The 14,105-nt window shown below is 55.9% G+C and carries 13 protein-coding genes; 8 read left to right on the top strand and 5 right to left on the bottom strand.

The genetic code is table 11. The features are described 5' to 3' along the window. The first annotated feature begins 234 nt into the window (after nt 1–234). From C0U40_RS08015 to C0U40_RS08005, 3 genes are all read left to right on the top strand, one after another. Nucleotides 235–1,251 (top strand): C4-dicarboxylate TRAP transporter substrate-binding protein, encoded by a 1,017-nt coding sequence (locus C0U40_RS08015; RefSeq protein WP_101655230.1) that lies wholly within the window; start codon nt 235–237, stop codon nt 1,249–1,251. Between the two features lie 75 nt (nt 1,252–1,326). Continuing rightward, the gene (locus C0U40_RS08010; protein WP_101655229.1) at nt 1,327–1,956 is read left to right on the top strand and encodes a TRAP transporter small permease subunit; all 630 of its coding nucleotides are present in this window, start codon (nt 1,327–1,329) and stop codon (nt 1,954–1,956) included. Further along, entirely contained in the window at nt 1,956–3,353 is a 1,398-nt protein-coding gene (locus C0U40_RS08005; RefSeq protein ID WP_101655228.1) for a TRAP transporter large permease, read from the top strand. Before C0U40_RS08010 ends, C0U40_RS08005 begins: the two co-directional genes overlap by 1 nt. 44 nt (nt 3,354–3,397) lie before the next feature. Here the strand turns inward: C0U40_RS08005 and C0U40_RS08000 are convergent, their stop codons facing one another. From C0U40_RS08000 to C0U40_RS07990, 3 genes are all read right to left on the bottom strand, one after another. Continuing rightward, the gene (locus C0U40_RS08000) at nt 3,398–4,717 is read right to left on the bottom strand and encodes a calcium-binding protein (protein ID WP_101655227.1); all 1,320 of its coding nucleotides are present in this window, start codon (nt 4,715–4,717) and stop codon (nt 3,398–3,400) included. Nucleotides 4,718–4,809: 92 nt separating this feature from the next. Continuing rightward, nucleotides 4,810–5,511: a YjbF family lipoprotein gene (locus tag C0U40_RS07995; RefSeq protein ID WP_145991910.1), complete on the bottom strand. Its 702-nt coding sequence runs from the start codon at nt 5,509–5,511 to the stop codon at nt 4,810–4,812. Beyond that, a complete protein-coding gene (locus C0U40_RS07990) occupies nt 5,511–7,580 on the bottom strand; it encodes a YjbH domain-containing protein (protein WP_101655225.1) in 2,070 nt (689 codons plus the stop codon). Before C0U40_RS07990 ends, C0U40_RS07995 begins: the two co-directional genes overlap by 1 nt. A 424-nt stretch (nt 7,581–8,004) precedes the next feature. On the opposite strand from C0U40_RS07990, the gene C0U40_RS07980 reads away from it, so the two are divergent. The 5 genes from C0U40_RS07980 (at nt 8,005) to C0U40_RS07960 (ending at nt 12,562) form a co-directional block, all read left to right on the top strand. Continuing rightward, on the top strand, nt 8,005–8,292 hold the full coding sequence (locus tag C0U40_RS07980; RefSeq protein ID WP_069300851.1) for a co-chaperone GroES: 288 nt from the start codon (nt 8,005–8,007) through the stop codon (nt 8,290–8,292). A 33-nt stretch (nt 8,293–8,325) separates the two neighbouring features. Further along, nucleotides 8,326–9,975, top strand: a complete 1,650-nt coding sequence (gene groL, locus C0U40_RS07975; protein ID WP_101655223.1) for a chaperonin GroEL — start codon at nt 8,326–8,328, stop codon at nt 9,973–9,975. A gap of 234 nt (nt 9,976–10,209) precedes the next feature. After that, the gene (locus C0U40_RS07970) at nt 10,210–10,881 is read left to right on the top strand and encodes a DUF2726 domain-containing protein (RefSeq protein ID WP_101655222.1); all 672 of its coding nucleotides are present in this window, start codon (nt 10,210–10,212) and stop codon (nt 10,879–10,881) included. A 75-nt stretch (nt 10,882–10,956) separates the two neighbouring features. Next, nucleotides 10,957–11,796: a DMT family transporter gene (locus C0U40_RS07965; RefSeq protein WP_101655221.1), complete on the top strand. Its 840-nt coding sequence runs from the start codon at nt 10,957–10,959 to the stop codon at nt 11,794–11,796. Between the two features lie 85 nt (nt 11,797–11,881). After that, a complete protein-coding gene (locus C0U40_RS07960; RefSeq protein ID WP_101655220.1) occupies nt 11,882–12,562 on the top strand; it encodes an esterase/lipase family protein in 681 nt (226 codons plus the stop codon). Here the strand turns inward: C0U40_RS07960 and C0U40_RS07955 are convergent. Together C0U40_RS07955 and purE are read right to left on the bottom strand one after the other, a co-directional pair. Then, entirely contained in the window at nt 12,546–13,619 is a 1,074-nt protein-coding gene (locus C0U40_RS07955) for a 5-(carboxyamino)imidazole ribonucleotide synthase (RefSeq protein ID WP_101655219.1), read from the bottom strand. The genes C0U40_RS07960 and C0U40_RS07955 overlap by 17 nt on opposite strands. Next, entirely contained in the window at nt 13,612–14,100 is a 489-nt protein-coding gene (gene purE / locus C0U40_RS07950) for a 5-(carboxyamino)imidazole ribonucleotide mutase (protein ID WP_101655218.1), read from the bottom strand. Before purE ends, C0U40_RS07955 begins: the two co-directional genes overlap by 8 nt. Nucleotides 14,101–14,105 lie beyond the last annotated feature (5 nt).

Raw genomic sequence — 14,105 nt, 5'->3', positions numbered from 1 at the left:
CCCCTGCTGCGGGGCAACTGTTGTGTCGGACACTCTGCCGGGTCGGGGCGTCCGGAAACGGGGTAAGTGCCTATAATTTAGTCATCTATCTCGGCCTTTAAACAATTCAAGCGCAAGTTCCGCTCGATCCGGATTTTTAGGCGTTTGCGGGAAATTCGCCATAGGGAATCGCGCGAAGTTTCGCTAATCTGCACGCACAATCCCCACCAACGGGGAGCAATTAGGGAGGAAACCATGAAAAATGGTCTTAAAACACTCGCGCTGAGCGCGCTGGCAGCAAGCATCGCATCCGAAGGATTTGCGGAAGAGTGGAATGTTTCTGTCTGGGGCAAACGCCGCGCCTTTACCGAGCATGTTGAAAAGCTGGCTGAACTGGTTGCAGAGAAAACCAATGGCGAGTTCACCATGAACGTATCCTATGGTGGCCTGTCCAAGAACCGTGAAAACCTTGACGGTATTTCTATTGGCGCGTTCGAGATGGCGCAATTCTGTGCCGGTTATCACCGCGACAAGAACCGCACCATTACCGTTCTGGAACTGCCGTTCATCGGTGTGTCCAATCTGGACGAAGAAGTTGCTGTAAGCCATGCGGTTTATGCCCATCCGGCAGTGCAGGAAGAAATGGCACAGTGGAACGCCAAGCTGCTTATGACTTCGCCAATGCCGCAATATAACATCGTGGGCACAGGCGAGCCTCGTACCACTCTGGCCGATTTCGAAGGTATGCGGGTCCGCGCAACCGGCGGGCTGGGTAAAGCGTTCGAAGCGGTGGGCGCTGTGCCGACCTCGGTAACATCTGCCGAAGCCTATCAGGCAATGGAATCCGGTGTCGTTGATACTGTGGCTTTCGCCCAGCATGCGCATCTCTCCTTTGGTACGATCAATCAGGCGACTTGGTGGACAGCCAACCTGAACCCGGGCACAGTGAACTGCCCGATCGTGGTGAACATCGACGCTTATGAGGGGCTGTCTGACGAACACCGTGAGGCGCTCGACAGTTCGGTGGATGAATCCATTGCCCATTACCTTGAAAACTATGGCAAACTTCTTGCCAAATGGGATGAGGTTTTGGCCGAAAAGAACGTCGAGAAGGTCATGATCCCTGAAGAGGAACTGGCAGCATTCCGCGCCAAGGCGGCTGATCCGATCCGTGCAGAATGGATTGCCGACATGGAAGCCCAAAACCTGCCGGGCCAGGAGCTTTATGACCTCGTTGTCGAAACACTGGAAAAAAAGCGCGCCGGTAACTAAGCACGCTTTCTAGCTAATTTCACGGCCGTCCCCTGTTAAGGGGGCGGCCATTTTCAACTCTGGAGGAGGTCTCATATGGCGTCTTCGGCATCCGTTCTCAAGGACGATAGCCTTTTAAGCCGGTTGGACAGTATTCTGCTGCCAATCGAACGGTTTTGTGCATTGATCAGCGGGATTGCGGTGTTCTCACTGATGTTTCTTGCTGCCTATTCCGTAGTCGGGCGGAAGTTTTTCAACAGCCCGCTCTCCGGATACGTGGATTATATCGAGGCTGCCATGCCGCTGATCGCGATCATGGGCGTGTCCTATGTGCAGCGAGACGGCACCCACATCCGCATGGATATTGTGGTGGCTGCACTGAAGGGGCGGGCGCTCTGGCTGGTGGAGTTCCTGACCGTTGTCATCATGCTGGTGCTGATGGTGGCTCTGGTCTGGGGGGCGTGGGCCCATTTCGACCGCAGTTTCGATTTGACCAAGCCTCTGTGGAGCCGTGACAGTTCGATTGATATCGGCCTTCCGATCTGGCCGAGCAAGCTGATCGTGCCGGTGGCCTTTGCGGTACTATGCGTTCGGTTGGTTTTACAGGCGGTCGGGTATGGCCGCGCCTTTATACTGGGGTTGGAACACCCTGTGGCAGTGCCTCTGGTAATGTCAGTTGAAGAACAGGCCCGCGCGGAAGCGGCCCAATTGGAAGGGCATGACTGATGGATAATATTACCATAGGCCTCTGGACCACAGGGGGGATGCTGGTTCTCGTTGTGCTCGGGATGCGGGTGGCTTTTGCCGCTGCACTTGCAGGCTTTGTGGGGCTGGTCTGGTTGCGCTGGAACGGATACGACTATGATCCGGCCCGCTTTGGAAAGGCCTTGCAGGTTAGCGTGAAGATCGCAGGGCAGGTGCCCCATTCCAAGGTCAGTTCCCAGGTCCTGAGCCTGATCCCTGTCTTTATTCTGATCGGTTATCTGGCCTATTACGCCAAACTCACCACAGCCCTGTTCGAAGCGGCAAAGCGCTGGATTGCATGGGTGCCGGGTGGTCTGGCTGTGGCCACGGTCTTTGCGACCGCCGGGTTTGCGGCAGTGTCCGGTGCTTCTGTGGCGACGGCTGCGGTGTTTGCGCGGATCGCCATCCCCGAGATGCTGAAGATCGGCTATAACAAGCAGTTCGCCGCCGGAGTGGTTGCGGCGGGGGGGACACTGGCCTCTTTGATTCCGCCTTCTGCCATTCTGGTGATCTATGCGATTATTGTTGAACAGGATGTGGGCAAACTGTTGCTGGCAGGTTTCGTGCCGGGGGTGTTTTCAGCCGTTGTCTACGCTGTGCTGATCATCGGTATCGCGGTCGGTTTCAAATCCGTAGGACCGCCGGTGCGCGGCTTTACATGGGGCCAGCGTTTTGCTTCCTTGCCAGCCGCCATGCCGATCGTGCTGGTGGTCGTGATCATCATTTTCTTCGTCTATAACCCCTTTGGCGAGGCTTGGGGCACGCCGACCGAGGGTGGTGCCGTGGGTGCCTTCATCGTCTTCCTGATGGCGCTGTTCCGTGGGATGCGCCTGTCGGAACTGAAAGACGCGCTGCTGGAAACGGCCAAGCTGACGGTGATGATCTTTACCATCATCTGGGGCGTGCTGATCTATGTTCGCTTTCTTGGTTTTGCCAAGCTGCCGGATGCGTTCTCGGACTGGATCACCTCTCTGGACCAATCGCCGATGCTGACGCTGGTGCTGATCCTGCTGGCCTATGCCGTTCTGGGTATGTTCATGGACGCAATCGGGATGCTGCTGCTGACCCTGCCGATCACCTATCCGGCGGTTATGGCGCTGAACGGGGGAGAGATGGTCTCGGCGGCGGATAGTGCCTTTGGTATGTCCGGCACTATGTGTGGCATCTGGTTCGGGATACTGGTGGTGAAAATGGCGGAGTTCTGCCTGATAACGCCGCCCATCGGCCTGAACTGTTTCGTCGTTGCCGGTGTGCGGGACGACCTGACAGTGCAGGACGTGTTTAAAGGCGTGACACCCTTTTTCATCGCCGACGGCGTGACCATCGCGCTGCTGGTGGCCTTCCCGGCTATCGTGCTGTGGCTACCGTCACTGGCATAAAATGAAAAGGGCGGGGATTTCCCCGCCCTTTTCAGTGTAACGCTTCAGACGAAATCAAAGTTATCCTGCGTGATCTCGTCCGGATCAATACGGTGCAGAGTAATTTCCGTTCCGCTTGAAAGGCTGATTTTGGTGTCTTTGCCGGCCTTCTCGATCAGCAGATCGTCAAAAGTTGTATCGGACATTTGCAGTATGTCTGTGTCTGCAGAGAAGTAAACGATAACGTCCGACCCTTCGTCCAGATCGCCGTTGTAAACAAACGTGGAGCGTTCGGCCGTGCTGAGAATTTCATCGTCGCCTGTGCCGCCTTCTACAGTCGCTTCTGTGCCGTAAACATTGAAATAGTCATTTCCGGCGCCGCCAAAGGCGTGGTTCTGGCCACTGCTATAAAAGCTGTAGATGTCGTCATTGCCTTCGCCGCCGAACAATGTATCGCTTCCCCTGCCGCCATAAAGATCGTCATTACCACTGCCACCAAAAAGCGTGTTGTCGCCCCAGTCTGCGGACAGGAAATCTTTTCCGTCACCACCCGATATGCGATCGTCGCCACCGCCTCCGTAGATCCTGTCCCGTCCGCTGCTGCCTTCAATCGTATCATCCTCTACGGTGCCATAGGTCGTTAACCGTTCGAAATCTGCTGCGCTGATGTCATCCGGATTAATCCCCACCAGCCGGATCTGTCCGCCTTTAGGGAGGGTGATAAGCGTATCTTCTCCATCCGCTTCGATGACCATTTCGGACATGGCCAGCTTGTATCGTGCAGCGACAGAAAGCAGATCTTCACCCGAGGTGAAATCCGTAATGGTCACGTCGTCGGTCTTTTTGCGGATCAAAAAGCTGTCAGCGCCCGCACCACCCGTTATCGTGGTTGGGGCGTCGTCCATCGAGAAGGTATCGTCGCCACGGCCACCGAAAAGCGTGTTGGAACCGCCCAGACTGTAGATGAAATCCTTGCCTGCTCCGCCGTAGACTTCGACCTCATCGCCCCGTGCGGCGATTGTATCGTGGCCTTTTCCGCCGTGGATCTGGACCAGACCCTTGCTCCAGAGATGCATGTAGAAATGGTCGTTTCCCGCGCCGCCGTACAGATAACTCTCATCCGTGGCTTCATACGGGGTGGCCGTGATGTAATCGTTGCCCTGTCCGCCGTAGACTTCACTACTGCCTTTGCCTGCGTAAATTTCATCGTCCCCCTTGCGTCCGAAAATCGTGTCGTCGCCGGCTTTTGCCTTGATCACGTTCTTGCGGTAGTTTCCAGACAGCGTGTCGGAGTCCTCCGTGCCGGTGATCCGTTTCGCAGGGCGTTCAGTGGTTTCGGCTGCAGGTTCCAATAAGGGGTTTGTCAAAAGGGGTGGGATAGCCATTTCTTCCTCCGGCATCTCAAAATTACTAAATGCAAATACGACCCGAATCAGAATAATGACCGGTCGTTAAGGGAAGTTTAGCCCGCGCAGCGCTATCTTACGACACGTTGTAAAACCAGATGCCCGACTTCCTTGCTGATCGACTGGTGGCTTTGCCAGACGGTTCCTGCGCTATCTACCCAATAGCTGTTCTGGAAGGCCCGCTTTTTATTGCCGCAAAGTTCAGTGTACTCGCGTGTGCGGTGGTTCTGCCCGAATATGGTAATCGTTTCGTCTGCCTCTTTCGGAGCGAGGGCGCAATTGTAGTTGTAATCAGCAAGAACGCCTTCGCCGGTCAGGCTACGTTGGGTGCGGGTGTACGTCTTGGGAAATGTGCCCCGGAACATGGCGGCCGGCGTGATCGAAAGCTGCTGTCCGATGAGATCCACCTGCAACCCGCGCGTGGCGGTCACGATGCCGGATTGAAGGGTCACTGTGGACTGATCGCTGCCCATATAAGTGCGATAGCGCCCGTTCACGGCTAGTTCTACGGCGGGTTGTGTCACGCCGAAACGGGGCACAGTCATGTATACAACGGGCCGTCCGAGCGCAGCCATTTGCGCACGGGTGACTTGCGGGGCTTTCTGATCGCCGTCAGCGGTTTCCACTGCGCCTTTCTGCAGACGGGCCTTTGCCATACCTATGGCGATGCCACCAATGCCGGGCTGTGTGTTATGCTCGGAACTGCAGGCCGTGATTAAGAAGGACAGTCCTGCAACGGCCATCCATATGCGCTTGGGTTTGAACTTTGTCATCAACGCCAGAACCGCGCCCAACCTGCTTCCAGTCCCGGACGCTGGTATTCGCTGACTGTTTCAAACAGGCGGTTGTTGACGTTCAAACGAGCACCGCCATCGCGGGCCTGCGTGTTCATGTCAATCGCGTAGGTTTTCCGGTTGGGTGTGCCGATCCCCCAGCTAAGCGGAATGCTCATGCGCAGCCCTTTGGTAAAGCTGCCCTCTCCGTAATCCGCCGGAGAGGCATCCGTGACAGTGGCATAGGCGCCGATGGTCCAGCCATTGGCAAAGACACGGTCCACGGACAGGGTCGCGCCCCAGTCACCGGCCAGGTAACGGCCAACGTCAAGCTGTGCATCCAGTCCGGGAGTCACGCTCCAGTATGCAGACAGATGTCCCGTCACCACATCATAGTCCTGAAAGCCGAATAGCTGGTCGAAATCCCGCTGCTTGGCATAGTTCACTTCCGCCCCGAGGCCCCAGTTCTGGTTTGCCGGTTTCCACAAGAGCTCTGTCGAAACACCGCCGAACATCGGTTCAAGATACCCGACTGAAACCCGCCCGAAGAAATCGGGTGCGGGCTTGAACATCAGGTCTGCTGTCAGGGATTCCAGCGCGGTCTTGCCTTCGCGCTTGTAAAGTGCGCGATCCGTGCGCACCCGTGGCAGGCCTGACGGGGGCGGGGTTTCATCCTGCTGGTTGCCAAACACCCGCTGTGTTACCGACCCCGAGAAGGAGAAACCCGGTGCAATGTAGTAATCCGCGCTGGCCCGCAGTCCGGCGCTGGCCCGCAATGGTCCGGAGCCGTCAAACAGGGACAGAGACACAAAAGGCGCGATAGTCCAGCGGAAATCGGGGTAAAGGTCCGGAGCGAAAACGCTGCCGGCGGGCAAAGACTCCGCACTGCGGATCACGGCCCGATCGAGCATCTTTTCCGTACCCATCACATCATTTTCAAGCCGTTCGAGATCCGACCGGCGGATGACGACGCTGGATGCAGGCACGCCGTTGACCACGGGGGTTATGACAAATTCTTCCACCGAATGGGGGAGAACAAATGCCATGGCACGGGCCGCCCGACCAATGGCCTGCGCGCTGGAATTAAACGTGTCGTTGCGCAAGCGTAACTCGGCAGAACGGCCGTTCACCGCCACAGCCTCTACCGCGAGTCCCTGTTCTTTCAGGACAGTGGCAAATTTCTGCTGCGCGGTGACATTATAATCCGGAACGTTCGCCCAATCTGTGCCGGTAGAATAATTTACCGGACGGGCAATAACGGGTAGGGGGGCGCGTTCGCGTGTTCCCACTGCCGGTGGACGTTTGGGGTTGATTGCTGTGGAGAAGCGCAAGGCGACTTCGGAGCCGTGCAGATAATACAGGCCAAAGCTCAGATTATCGCGCCGTTTGAACTCCATCCCGAAGTTGAACGGGCTTTTGCGCTCGATTGCGCCGGATGCAACTTCGCGGGTGTATTCATCCGAAGAATATTCCGCTTTAAGGGTCAGCCCCTTGACGGGTGTGGTCCATGCAAGCCCGCCAAATACGCCAACATCACCGTCAAACCATTGTTTGGTAATGGGAACGCCGCCTTGCGGATTGGCGCCGACCCGAACGGTGGAACTGTTGCTCAGCCGGCCCCATCCCAGCCCCGCGGTCAGGCGGAGCTTCGGATGTACCGCTTTGGTCGCCACAAGGTATTCTGCGCCATAAGCGCCTTGTCCCATGAAATCGCGCAGGCCGATGGCCACACCGGGCAGCGTATCGGATTCTTCAAGCAACTGGAATTGCAAGTCGAAGGAGCGGTCGTTGTCCTCTCCGGCGATGGTCCAGTCATTCAGTTCGGAATAGCGGAAAGAGGCAGACAACCGTTTGGTAAGCTGAAAGGACAGAGTTACCTTGCGGTCCGACGCGGACCCGGAAATTGTACCCGTAACCTGTCCGTCCGGCTGGGGCTCGGCACTTGGCATGTCGATCAGACCGGAATTGCCATAAAGGTTGAGGGAAGGCGCTTGCTGTGCGCCCGCCATGCCAGCCGTCATTGCGAGCACGGATATCCCGCCAAACGCCGCCTTTACCAGTTTCGCCATCTCCAGCCCCCGACTAACACTTTTTAAAGTCTTTTATGTCTTTTGGCATATACCCTGTGAAACCGAAAGTCTTTCGCAGCGGTTTGACATGAATAATACCTCTGAATCCTGTTGTTTGACGGGTTTTGCGCCGGATTGCGGATCCTGTGTTCAGACCGCGTGAAAATAACAGCCCTTTTGAAACGGTTGCGTTCAGGCTAGGGCATCGCGCATCCGGTCGTGCTCTTTGTTTTTCCGCCGGCCCAAAGCTGTGCGGATCACGTTCCGACAGTACAAAAAAGCTTAAGAGAATTCTTCCCATGCGAGAGTTGACTCTTTTCTTCGAGCTTCCTAAATAGTGCTCTGTTAGCACTCACGGGAGGCGAGTGCTAATACCTTGTTGGCCTCCCGAGAAATGAAAACCAAGAGTTAAGGAGCACTCTCCATGGCACTCAAACCTTTGCACGACCGTGTACTGGTTCGTCGGCTTGAAGGCGACGAAAAAACCGCAGGCGGTCTGATCATTCCGGATTCTGCAAAAGAGAAACCGGCTGAGGGCGAAATCATCGCTCTGGGCGAAGGCGCGCGCAAAGATAGCGGCGAACTGATCCCAATGGCTGTAAGCGTTGGCGATAAAGTGTTGTTCGGTAAATGGTCCGGCACAGAAGTATCCGTCGACGGCGAAGAGCTGTTGATGATGAAAGAATCCGACATCCTCGGCATTCTTTCCTAAACCGAACCGAAGTACGAATAGGAGCAAGCTACAATGGCTGCAAAAGACGTAAAATTCGGCACCGACGCACGGAACCGCATGCTGGAAGGCGTGAATGTTCTGGCCGATGCCGTTAAGGTAACGCTGGGCCCCAAAGGCCGTAACGTTGTTCTCGACAAATCCTTTGGCGCACCGCGCATCACCAAAGACGGTGTATCCGTTGCCAAAGAAATCGAACTTGAAGGCAAGTTTGAAAACATGGGCGCGCAAATGGTCAAGGAAGTTGCTTCCCGGACCAACGACACAGCAGGCGACGGTACAACAACCGCGACTGTTCTGGCCCAAGCCATCGTAAAAGAAGGCATGAAATCGGTTGCCGCTGGCATGAACCCGATGGACCTGAAACGCGGCATCGACACAGCTGTTGAAAACGTGGTTTCTGCGATCAAAGCCATGGCGCGTCCGGTTAACGACAGTGCAGAAGTTGCACAGGTCGGCACCATTTCCGCAAACGGCGAAAAAGCAATCGGCGAGCAAATCGCTGATGCGATGCAGCGCGTTGGCAACGAAGGTGTTATCACCGTTGAAGAAAACAAAGGTCTGGAAACAGAAACCGATGTTGTTGAAGGCATGCAGTTCGACCGCGGTTACCTGTCCCCTTACTTTGTGACCAACCCTGAAAAGATGACAACAGAGCTGGATGACGCACTGATCCTGTTGCACGAGAAGAAACTGTCTTCCCTGCAGCCAATGGTGCCTCTGCTGGAAACTGTTATCCAGTCCGGCAAACCGCTTGTTATCATTGCTGAAGACGTTGAAGGCGAAGCCCTGGCGACCCTGGTTGTGAACAAACTGCGCGGCGGTCTGAAAATCGCAGCGGTTAAAGCACCTGGCTTCGGCGACCGTCGTAAAGCCATGCTGCAAGACATCGCTGTTCTGACCGGTGGTCAGGTGATCTCCGAAGATCTGGGCATGAAGCTGGAAAACGTTGGTATGGAAATGCTTGGTACTGCCAAGAAAATCCAGATCACCAAAGATGAAACAACAATCATCGACGGTTCCGGCGAAAAAGCAGAGATCGAAGCACGTGTTGCACAGATCCGCGGCCAGATCGAAGAAACAACTTCCGACTACGATCGTGAAAAACTGCAAGAGCGTCTGGCCAAACTGGCTGGTGGTGTTGCTGTTATCCGCGTTGGCGGTTCCACAGAAGTTGAAGTTAAAGAACGCAAAGACCGCGTTGACGATGCACTGAACGCGACCCGCGCTGCGGTTCAAGAAGGTGTTGTTGTCGGTGGTGGTGTTGCTCTGGTTCAGGCTGTTAAAGGTCTGGTTGGCATGGAAGGCGCAAACGCTGACCAAACAGCCGGTATCTCCATCGTTCGCCGCGCACTGGAAGCACCTCTGCGTCAAATCGCTGAAAACGCTGGTGTTGACGGTGCAGTCGTTGCCGGCAAGGTTCGCGAAAGCGACGACAAGAACTTCGGCTTCAACGCGCAAACCGAAGAATATGGCGACATGTTCAAATTCGGCGTGATTGACCCAGCCAAAGTTGTACGGACCGCTCTGGAAGACGCTGCTTCCATCGCTGGCCTGCTGATCACAACAGAAGCTATGGTTGCTGACAAACCATCCAAAGACGGTGGTGCCGGTGGCGGCATGCCAGACATGGGCGGAATGGGCGGCATGGGCGGCATGATGTAAGAACCGGCTTTGGCCCTAGGGCCAAAACGGTTCCTCCTGACACGGGTTGGCGGCAACGCCAAGACCTGACAGGGCCACCCAAACCGACGTTTAGTCAATAGAACGGCCCCGCAGGACACTGCGGGGCCGTTTTGCATTTATGCGACATTTTCCGGTAATTTGCTTGTGTTTAAAACTATTGGTTGAGTTGTTTCGATCTCGGAAATAGCACAAAGTTGCGGCGGGAGAATTGCCATGATTGACGCAAAAGACCTTTTCATAAGACCGGACAGTGATCCGAATACCTTGCTTCAGCTTGGGCTGATTTTTGCTTTCGTGCTCGTTGTCAGCCTAGGGGGGTCGTACCTGAAGGGGCTGGCCAAACGCAAAAAGCGTGCCAATTACAGCAATTCTCACAGGAAACTCTACGTTCCCAAACCCGTGGCTGACGACGCTCGGGAAACGGATATTGCCGATCCGGCAAACCAGATGAGATTTGTTGCTAAGGTCGGTTTCATCCGCCAGCCTTTGCTGAACCGAGAGGAACAGCCGCTGTTGTCCCTTTTGGAGAAGACCGTCCGGGAACTCGATCAGGGGTATCGCGTGATGGCACAAACCAGTTTGGGTGAGGTGCTAAAGCCGAAGCCGGGGACCGGTTCGGCGCGCGATAGGCACATGGCCTTTAAGTCGATAAATAGCAAACGGCTCGATTTCGCGATTTTTGATACAGCTGGCAGACTGATGGCAGCAGTCGAGTATCAAGGGTCGGGGCATTATCACGAAACCAGTTTCATGCGTGACGCGGTAAAGCGGGAGGCCTTGCGTAAAGCGGGTGTTACCATGATTGAGGTGCCCAATGCCTATTCCCCAGCTGTAGTGGAGCAACAAATTGTTGCGGTCCTGCAAGGAACAAGGTCTGAGCCTTAGGCCGGTGCGCTGACGTTTTCGTCATTGCTACAGTTAGCGATTGCGCCGGGGGCTGACGACTGGTTCAAACCACCCATGCACTTGTTCCTCCTTACCGTCCTCACCATGATTGCATTTGCCGCCAATTCGGTTCTGAACCGGATGGGGCTGGCGGGCGGCCTGATTGATCCGGCCGGTTTCGCGCTGGTGCGTGTTGGCAGCGGGGCAGCGGTTCTGACTTTGTTAGTGGCTTTGCGGCAGGGACGGCTCGGGGGATTTCTTGCGCCTGCGAAGCCTTGGGCCGTGATCGGGCTGGCGGCCTATATGCTCGGGTTTTCTTTTGCTTATGTTGCTCTTGATGCAGGGACGGGGGCGCTGATCCTGTTTGGCGGTGTGCAGATTACAATGTTTGCTGGCGCGGTCCTGTCGGGCAGGGCGCCTGTGCCATTTCAATGGCTTGGGGCCGGCATTGCCTTTGGCGGGCTGGCCTATTTGCTGGCGCCTTCTGCCGGCGCGCCTGATATGGTCAGCGCGGGCCTGATGGGGATCGCTGCTGTAGGTTGGGGAATCTATTCTCTGATCGGACAGAAAACGTCTGATCCTCTGGGCGCGACTGCGGCGAATTTTGTTCTGGCCTTGCCCTTCGCCTTTGCGGCGCTTTTGCTGGTGCCCGCGCTACACTTTACCTATTCCGGTGTTTTGCTCGCCGTTCTGTCGGGGGCTGTAACTTCGGCACTTGGCTATGCTCTCTGGTATCGGGTGCTGCCTCTACTGGCCACGGCAACAGCAGCGGTGGCGCAACTGAGTGTCCCGGTGATTGCGGCTCTGGGCGGTGCGGTGCTGCTAGGGGAGCCATTCACTCTGGAATTCGTCATTTCCTCCGCGCTGGTGCTTGGAGGTATTGGTGTCTCTGTTCTTGCAGTAAACCGCCGGTAAATACGCCGGATTCTTGACAAATCCGCTATCGCTCCGTTTATGCTAACCCATGAGAGCGCTCTTGTTCACTGTCTGGATTATCGGAATGGCCACATTCATTGCCCCTGCCGCGCGTGCTGGCGAATGTGTGATCCTGTTGCACGGGCTGGCGCGAAGTGCGACGTCTATGTTGCTGATGGAATGGCGGTTAAAGCGGGCTGGGTATGAAGTTGTTAACCTCGATTATCCCAGCAAGGATGCCACGATAGAGGAATTGGCCAGCAGCGCCATTCCCGAAGCGTTGCACAAATGTCGCGCTGCGCAGAAAGTGCATTTTGTAACCCATTCCATGGGCGGAATTCTCTTGCGGTATTACATGGGGCATGTGTCCCAACCTCCGGCCCGTCTGGGCCGCACGGTTATGCTGGCACCGCCCAACAAGGGCACCGAGGTCGTGGACCAGATGAATGACGTGCCGGGGTTTGAATTCTGGAACGGTGTCGCGGGACTACAGCTTGGCACGGGGCCGGACAGCCTTCCGGTAAAGCTCGGTCCTGTCCGTTTTCCGGTGGGAATTATTGCCGGCGACCAAACGATGAATCCGCTGCTTTCGTCCCTGATTGACGGGCCGAATGACGGCAAGGTCAGCGTGGAAAGCACCAAAGTAGAGGGAATGGCGGATCACATTGTCCTGCACGTGACCCACACATTCATGATGAACAACCCGAAGGTTTATGAACAGGTTGAGTATTTCCTGAAGTACGGCGCGTTCAAGCGGGACCAGTAATTTTATTCACATGCCCCATTTTGCGGCCCGGCTTGGCTTCGGCCTTACCGTAAAGATGCAGACCGACGCTGGAATCCTGTGACAGGGTCGTCACGTCGTTCACCTCGTCGCCGATCAGGTTTGTCATCACCACATTGGAGTGCCGCTTGCCATCACCCAAAGGCCAGCCTGCAACAGCGCGGATATGTTGCTCGAACTGGTCGATGACACAACCGTTCTGGGTCCAGTGGCCGGAGTTGTGCACCCGCGGGGCGATCTCGTTCACGATCAATCCTGCAGGTGTCACAAACAGTTCCACGCCCATAACCCCCACATAGTCCAGCGCGTTGAGGATTTGTCCCGTCAGGATAATCGCATCCGTGTGCTGGCTACGGTTCAGTTTGGCGGGCAGGGTGGTTGTGTGCAGTATGCCGTCGCGGTGGACGTTTTCGCCGGGATCGAAACAGGTCACCGCGCCATCTTGGGCCCGTGCCCCAATGACCGACACTTCATGGCTGAAATCAACAAAACCTTCAAGAACTGAGGGTGTTTCACCCAGTTCCTGCCATGCAGATGTTGGATTTGTGCTTTCTTTTAACCGCACCTGTCCCTTTCCGTCATATCCGAAGCGGCGGGTTTTCAGGATTGATGGCACACCGATTTTTTCCACCGCGGCTTTCAGGTCTTCGGCAGTCTCCACATTTGCATAAGGCGCGCATTTCAGGCCCAGAGAGGTTAGAAAGTCCTTTTCCACAATCCGGTCTTGGGAGGTGGCTAGTGCGCGTCGGTTCGGCAGGACGGGGCGAATTGTTTCCAGAATATCCAGTGCCTCGGCAGGGATGTTCTCGAACTCGTAAGTTATGACATCGACCGATTGCGCAAAGCTGCGCAGGGACTCTGCATCTTCGTAGGGGGCGGTGGTCACGCGATCTGCAACCTGTCCGGCGGGAGGATTGGCACCCGGTTCAAAGATGTGGGTTTTGAAGCCCAGACGGGAGGCCGCAACCGAGAGCATACGCCCCAATTGTCCGCCGCCCAGAATGCCGATTGTCGCGCCGGTTTGCAGGGGATTAGTCATCTACGGGTTCTTCCGGAATAGAGGCGCTGAGTGCTGCACGCCAGTCGTCAAGTTTCTGTGCCAGATCAGCGTCGGAATTGGCCAGTATTGCCGCCGCCATAAGACCGGCATTCGCAGCCCCCGCAGGGCCGATTGCCATTGTCCCAACCGGAAAGCCTTTGGGCATCTGAACGATGGAATACAGGCTGTCTACACCTGACAGCGCTTTGGTTTGAACGGGTACACCCAGCACTGGAACGCGGGTTTTGGAAGAAACCATTCCCGGCAAATGGGCGGCACCACCAGCGCCGGCAATAATGACTTGCAGACCCCGATCTGCCGCGGTTTTTCCATAGGTCCACAGACGGTCGGGGGTTCGATGGGCCGAAACGATTTTACTTTCGTAAGAAACGCCTAATTCATCCAGTATATCGGCTGCATGTTTCATTGTGGGCCAGTCCGACTGGCTGCCCATGATGATCCCGACTTTAACCTGTGTCATCCGGT

Source organism: Neptunicoccus cionae (assembly GCF_002860325.1).
In the GTDB taxonomy this organism is placed as follows: domain Bacteria; phylum Pseudomonadota; class Alphaproteobacteria; order Rhodobacterales; family Rhodobacteraceae; genus Amylibacter; species Amylibacter lutimaris.
The sequence above is the reverse complement of the archived record's forward strand: the minus strand, read 5'-3'. Positions and strand labels throughout refer to the sequence as shown.

Bases quoted from the DNA above. Each gene is read 5' to 3' on its own strand.
- C0U40_RS08015 (WP_101655230.1), top strand. From the start codon at position 235: ATGAAAAATGGTCTTAAAACACTCGCGCTGAGCGCGCTGGCAGCAAGC.
- C0U40_RS08010 (WP_101655229.1), top strand. From the start codon at position 1,327: ATGGCGTCTTCGGCATCCGTTCTCAAGGACGATAGCCTTTTAAGCCGG.
- C0U40_RS08005 (WP_101655228.1), top strand. From the start codon at position 1,956: ATGGATAATATTACCATAGGCCTCTGGACCACAGGGGGGATGCTGGTT.
- C0U40_RS08000 (WP_101655227.1), bottom strand. From the start codon at position 4,717: ATGGCTATCCCACCCCTTTTGACAAACCCCTTATTGGAACCTGCAGCC.
- C0U40_RS07995 (WP_145991910.1), bottom strand. From the start codon at position 5,511: ATGACAAAGTTCAAACCCAAGCGCATATGGATGGCCGTTGCAGGACTG.
- C0U40_RS07990 (WP_101655225.1), bottom strand. From the start codon at position 7,580: ATGGCGAAACTGGTAAAGGCGGCGTTTGGCGGGATATCCGTGCTCGCA.
- C0U40_RS07980 (WP_069300851.1), top strand. From the start codon at position 8,005: ATGGCACTCAAACCTTTGCACGACCGTGTACTGGTTCGTCGGCTTGAA.
- groL (WP_101655223.1), top strand. From the start codon at position 8,326: ATGGCTGCAAAAGACGTAAAATTCGGCACCGACGCACGGAACCGCATG.
- C0U40_RS07970 (WP_101655222.1), top strand. From the start codon at position 10,210: ATGATTGACGCAAAAGACCTTTTCATAAGACCGGACAGTGATCCGAAT.
- C0U40_RS07965 (WP_101655221.1), top strand. From the start codon at position 10,957: ATGCACTTGTTCCTCCTTACCGTCCTCACCATGATTGCATTTGCCGCC.
- C0U40_RS07960 (WP_101655220.1), top strand. From the start codon at position 11,882: ATGGCCACATTCATTGCCCCTGCCGCGCGTGCTGGCGAATGTGTGATC.
- C0U40_RS07955 (WP_101655219.1), bottom strand. From the start codon at position 13,619: ATGACTAATCCCCTGCAAACCGGCGCGACAATCGGCATTCTGGGCGGC.
- purE (WP_101655218.1), bottom strand. From the start codon at position 14,100: ATGACACAGGTTAAAGTCGGGATCATCATGGGCAGCCAGTCGGACTGG.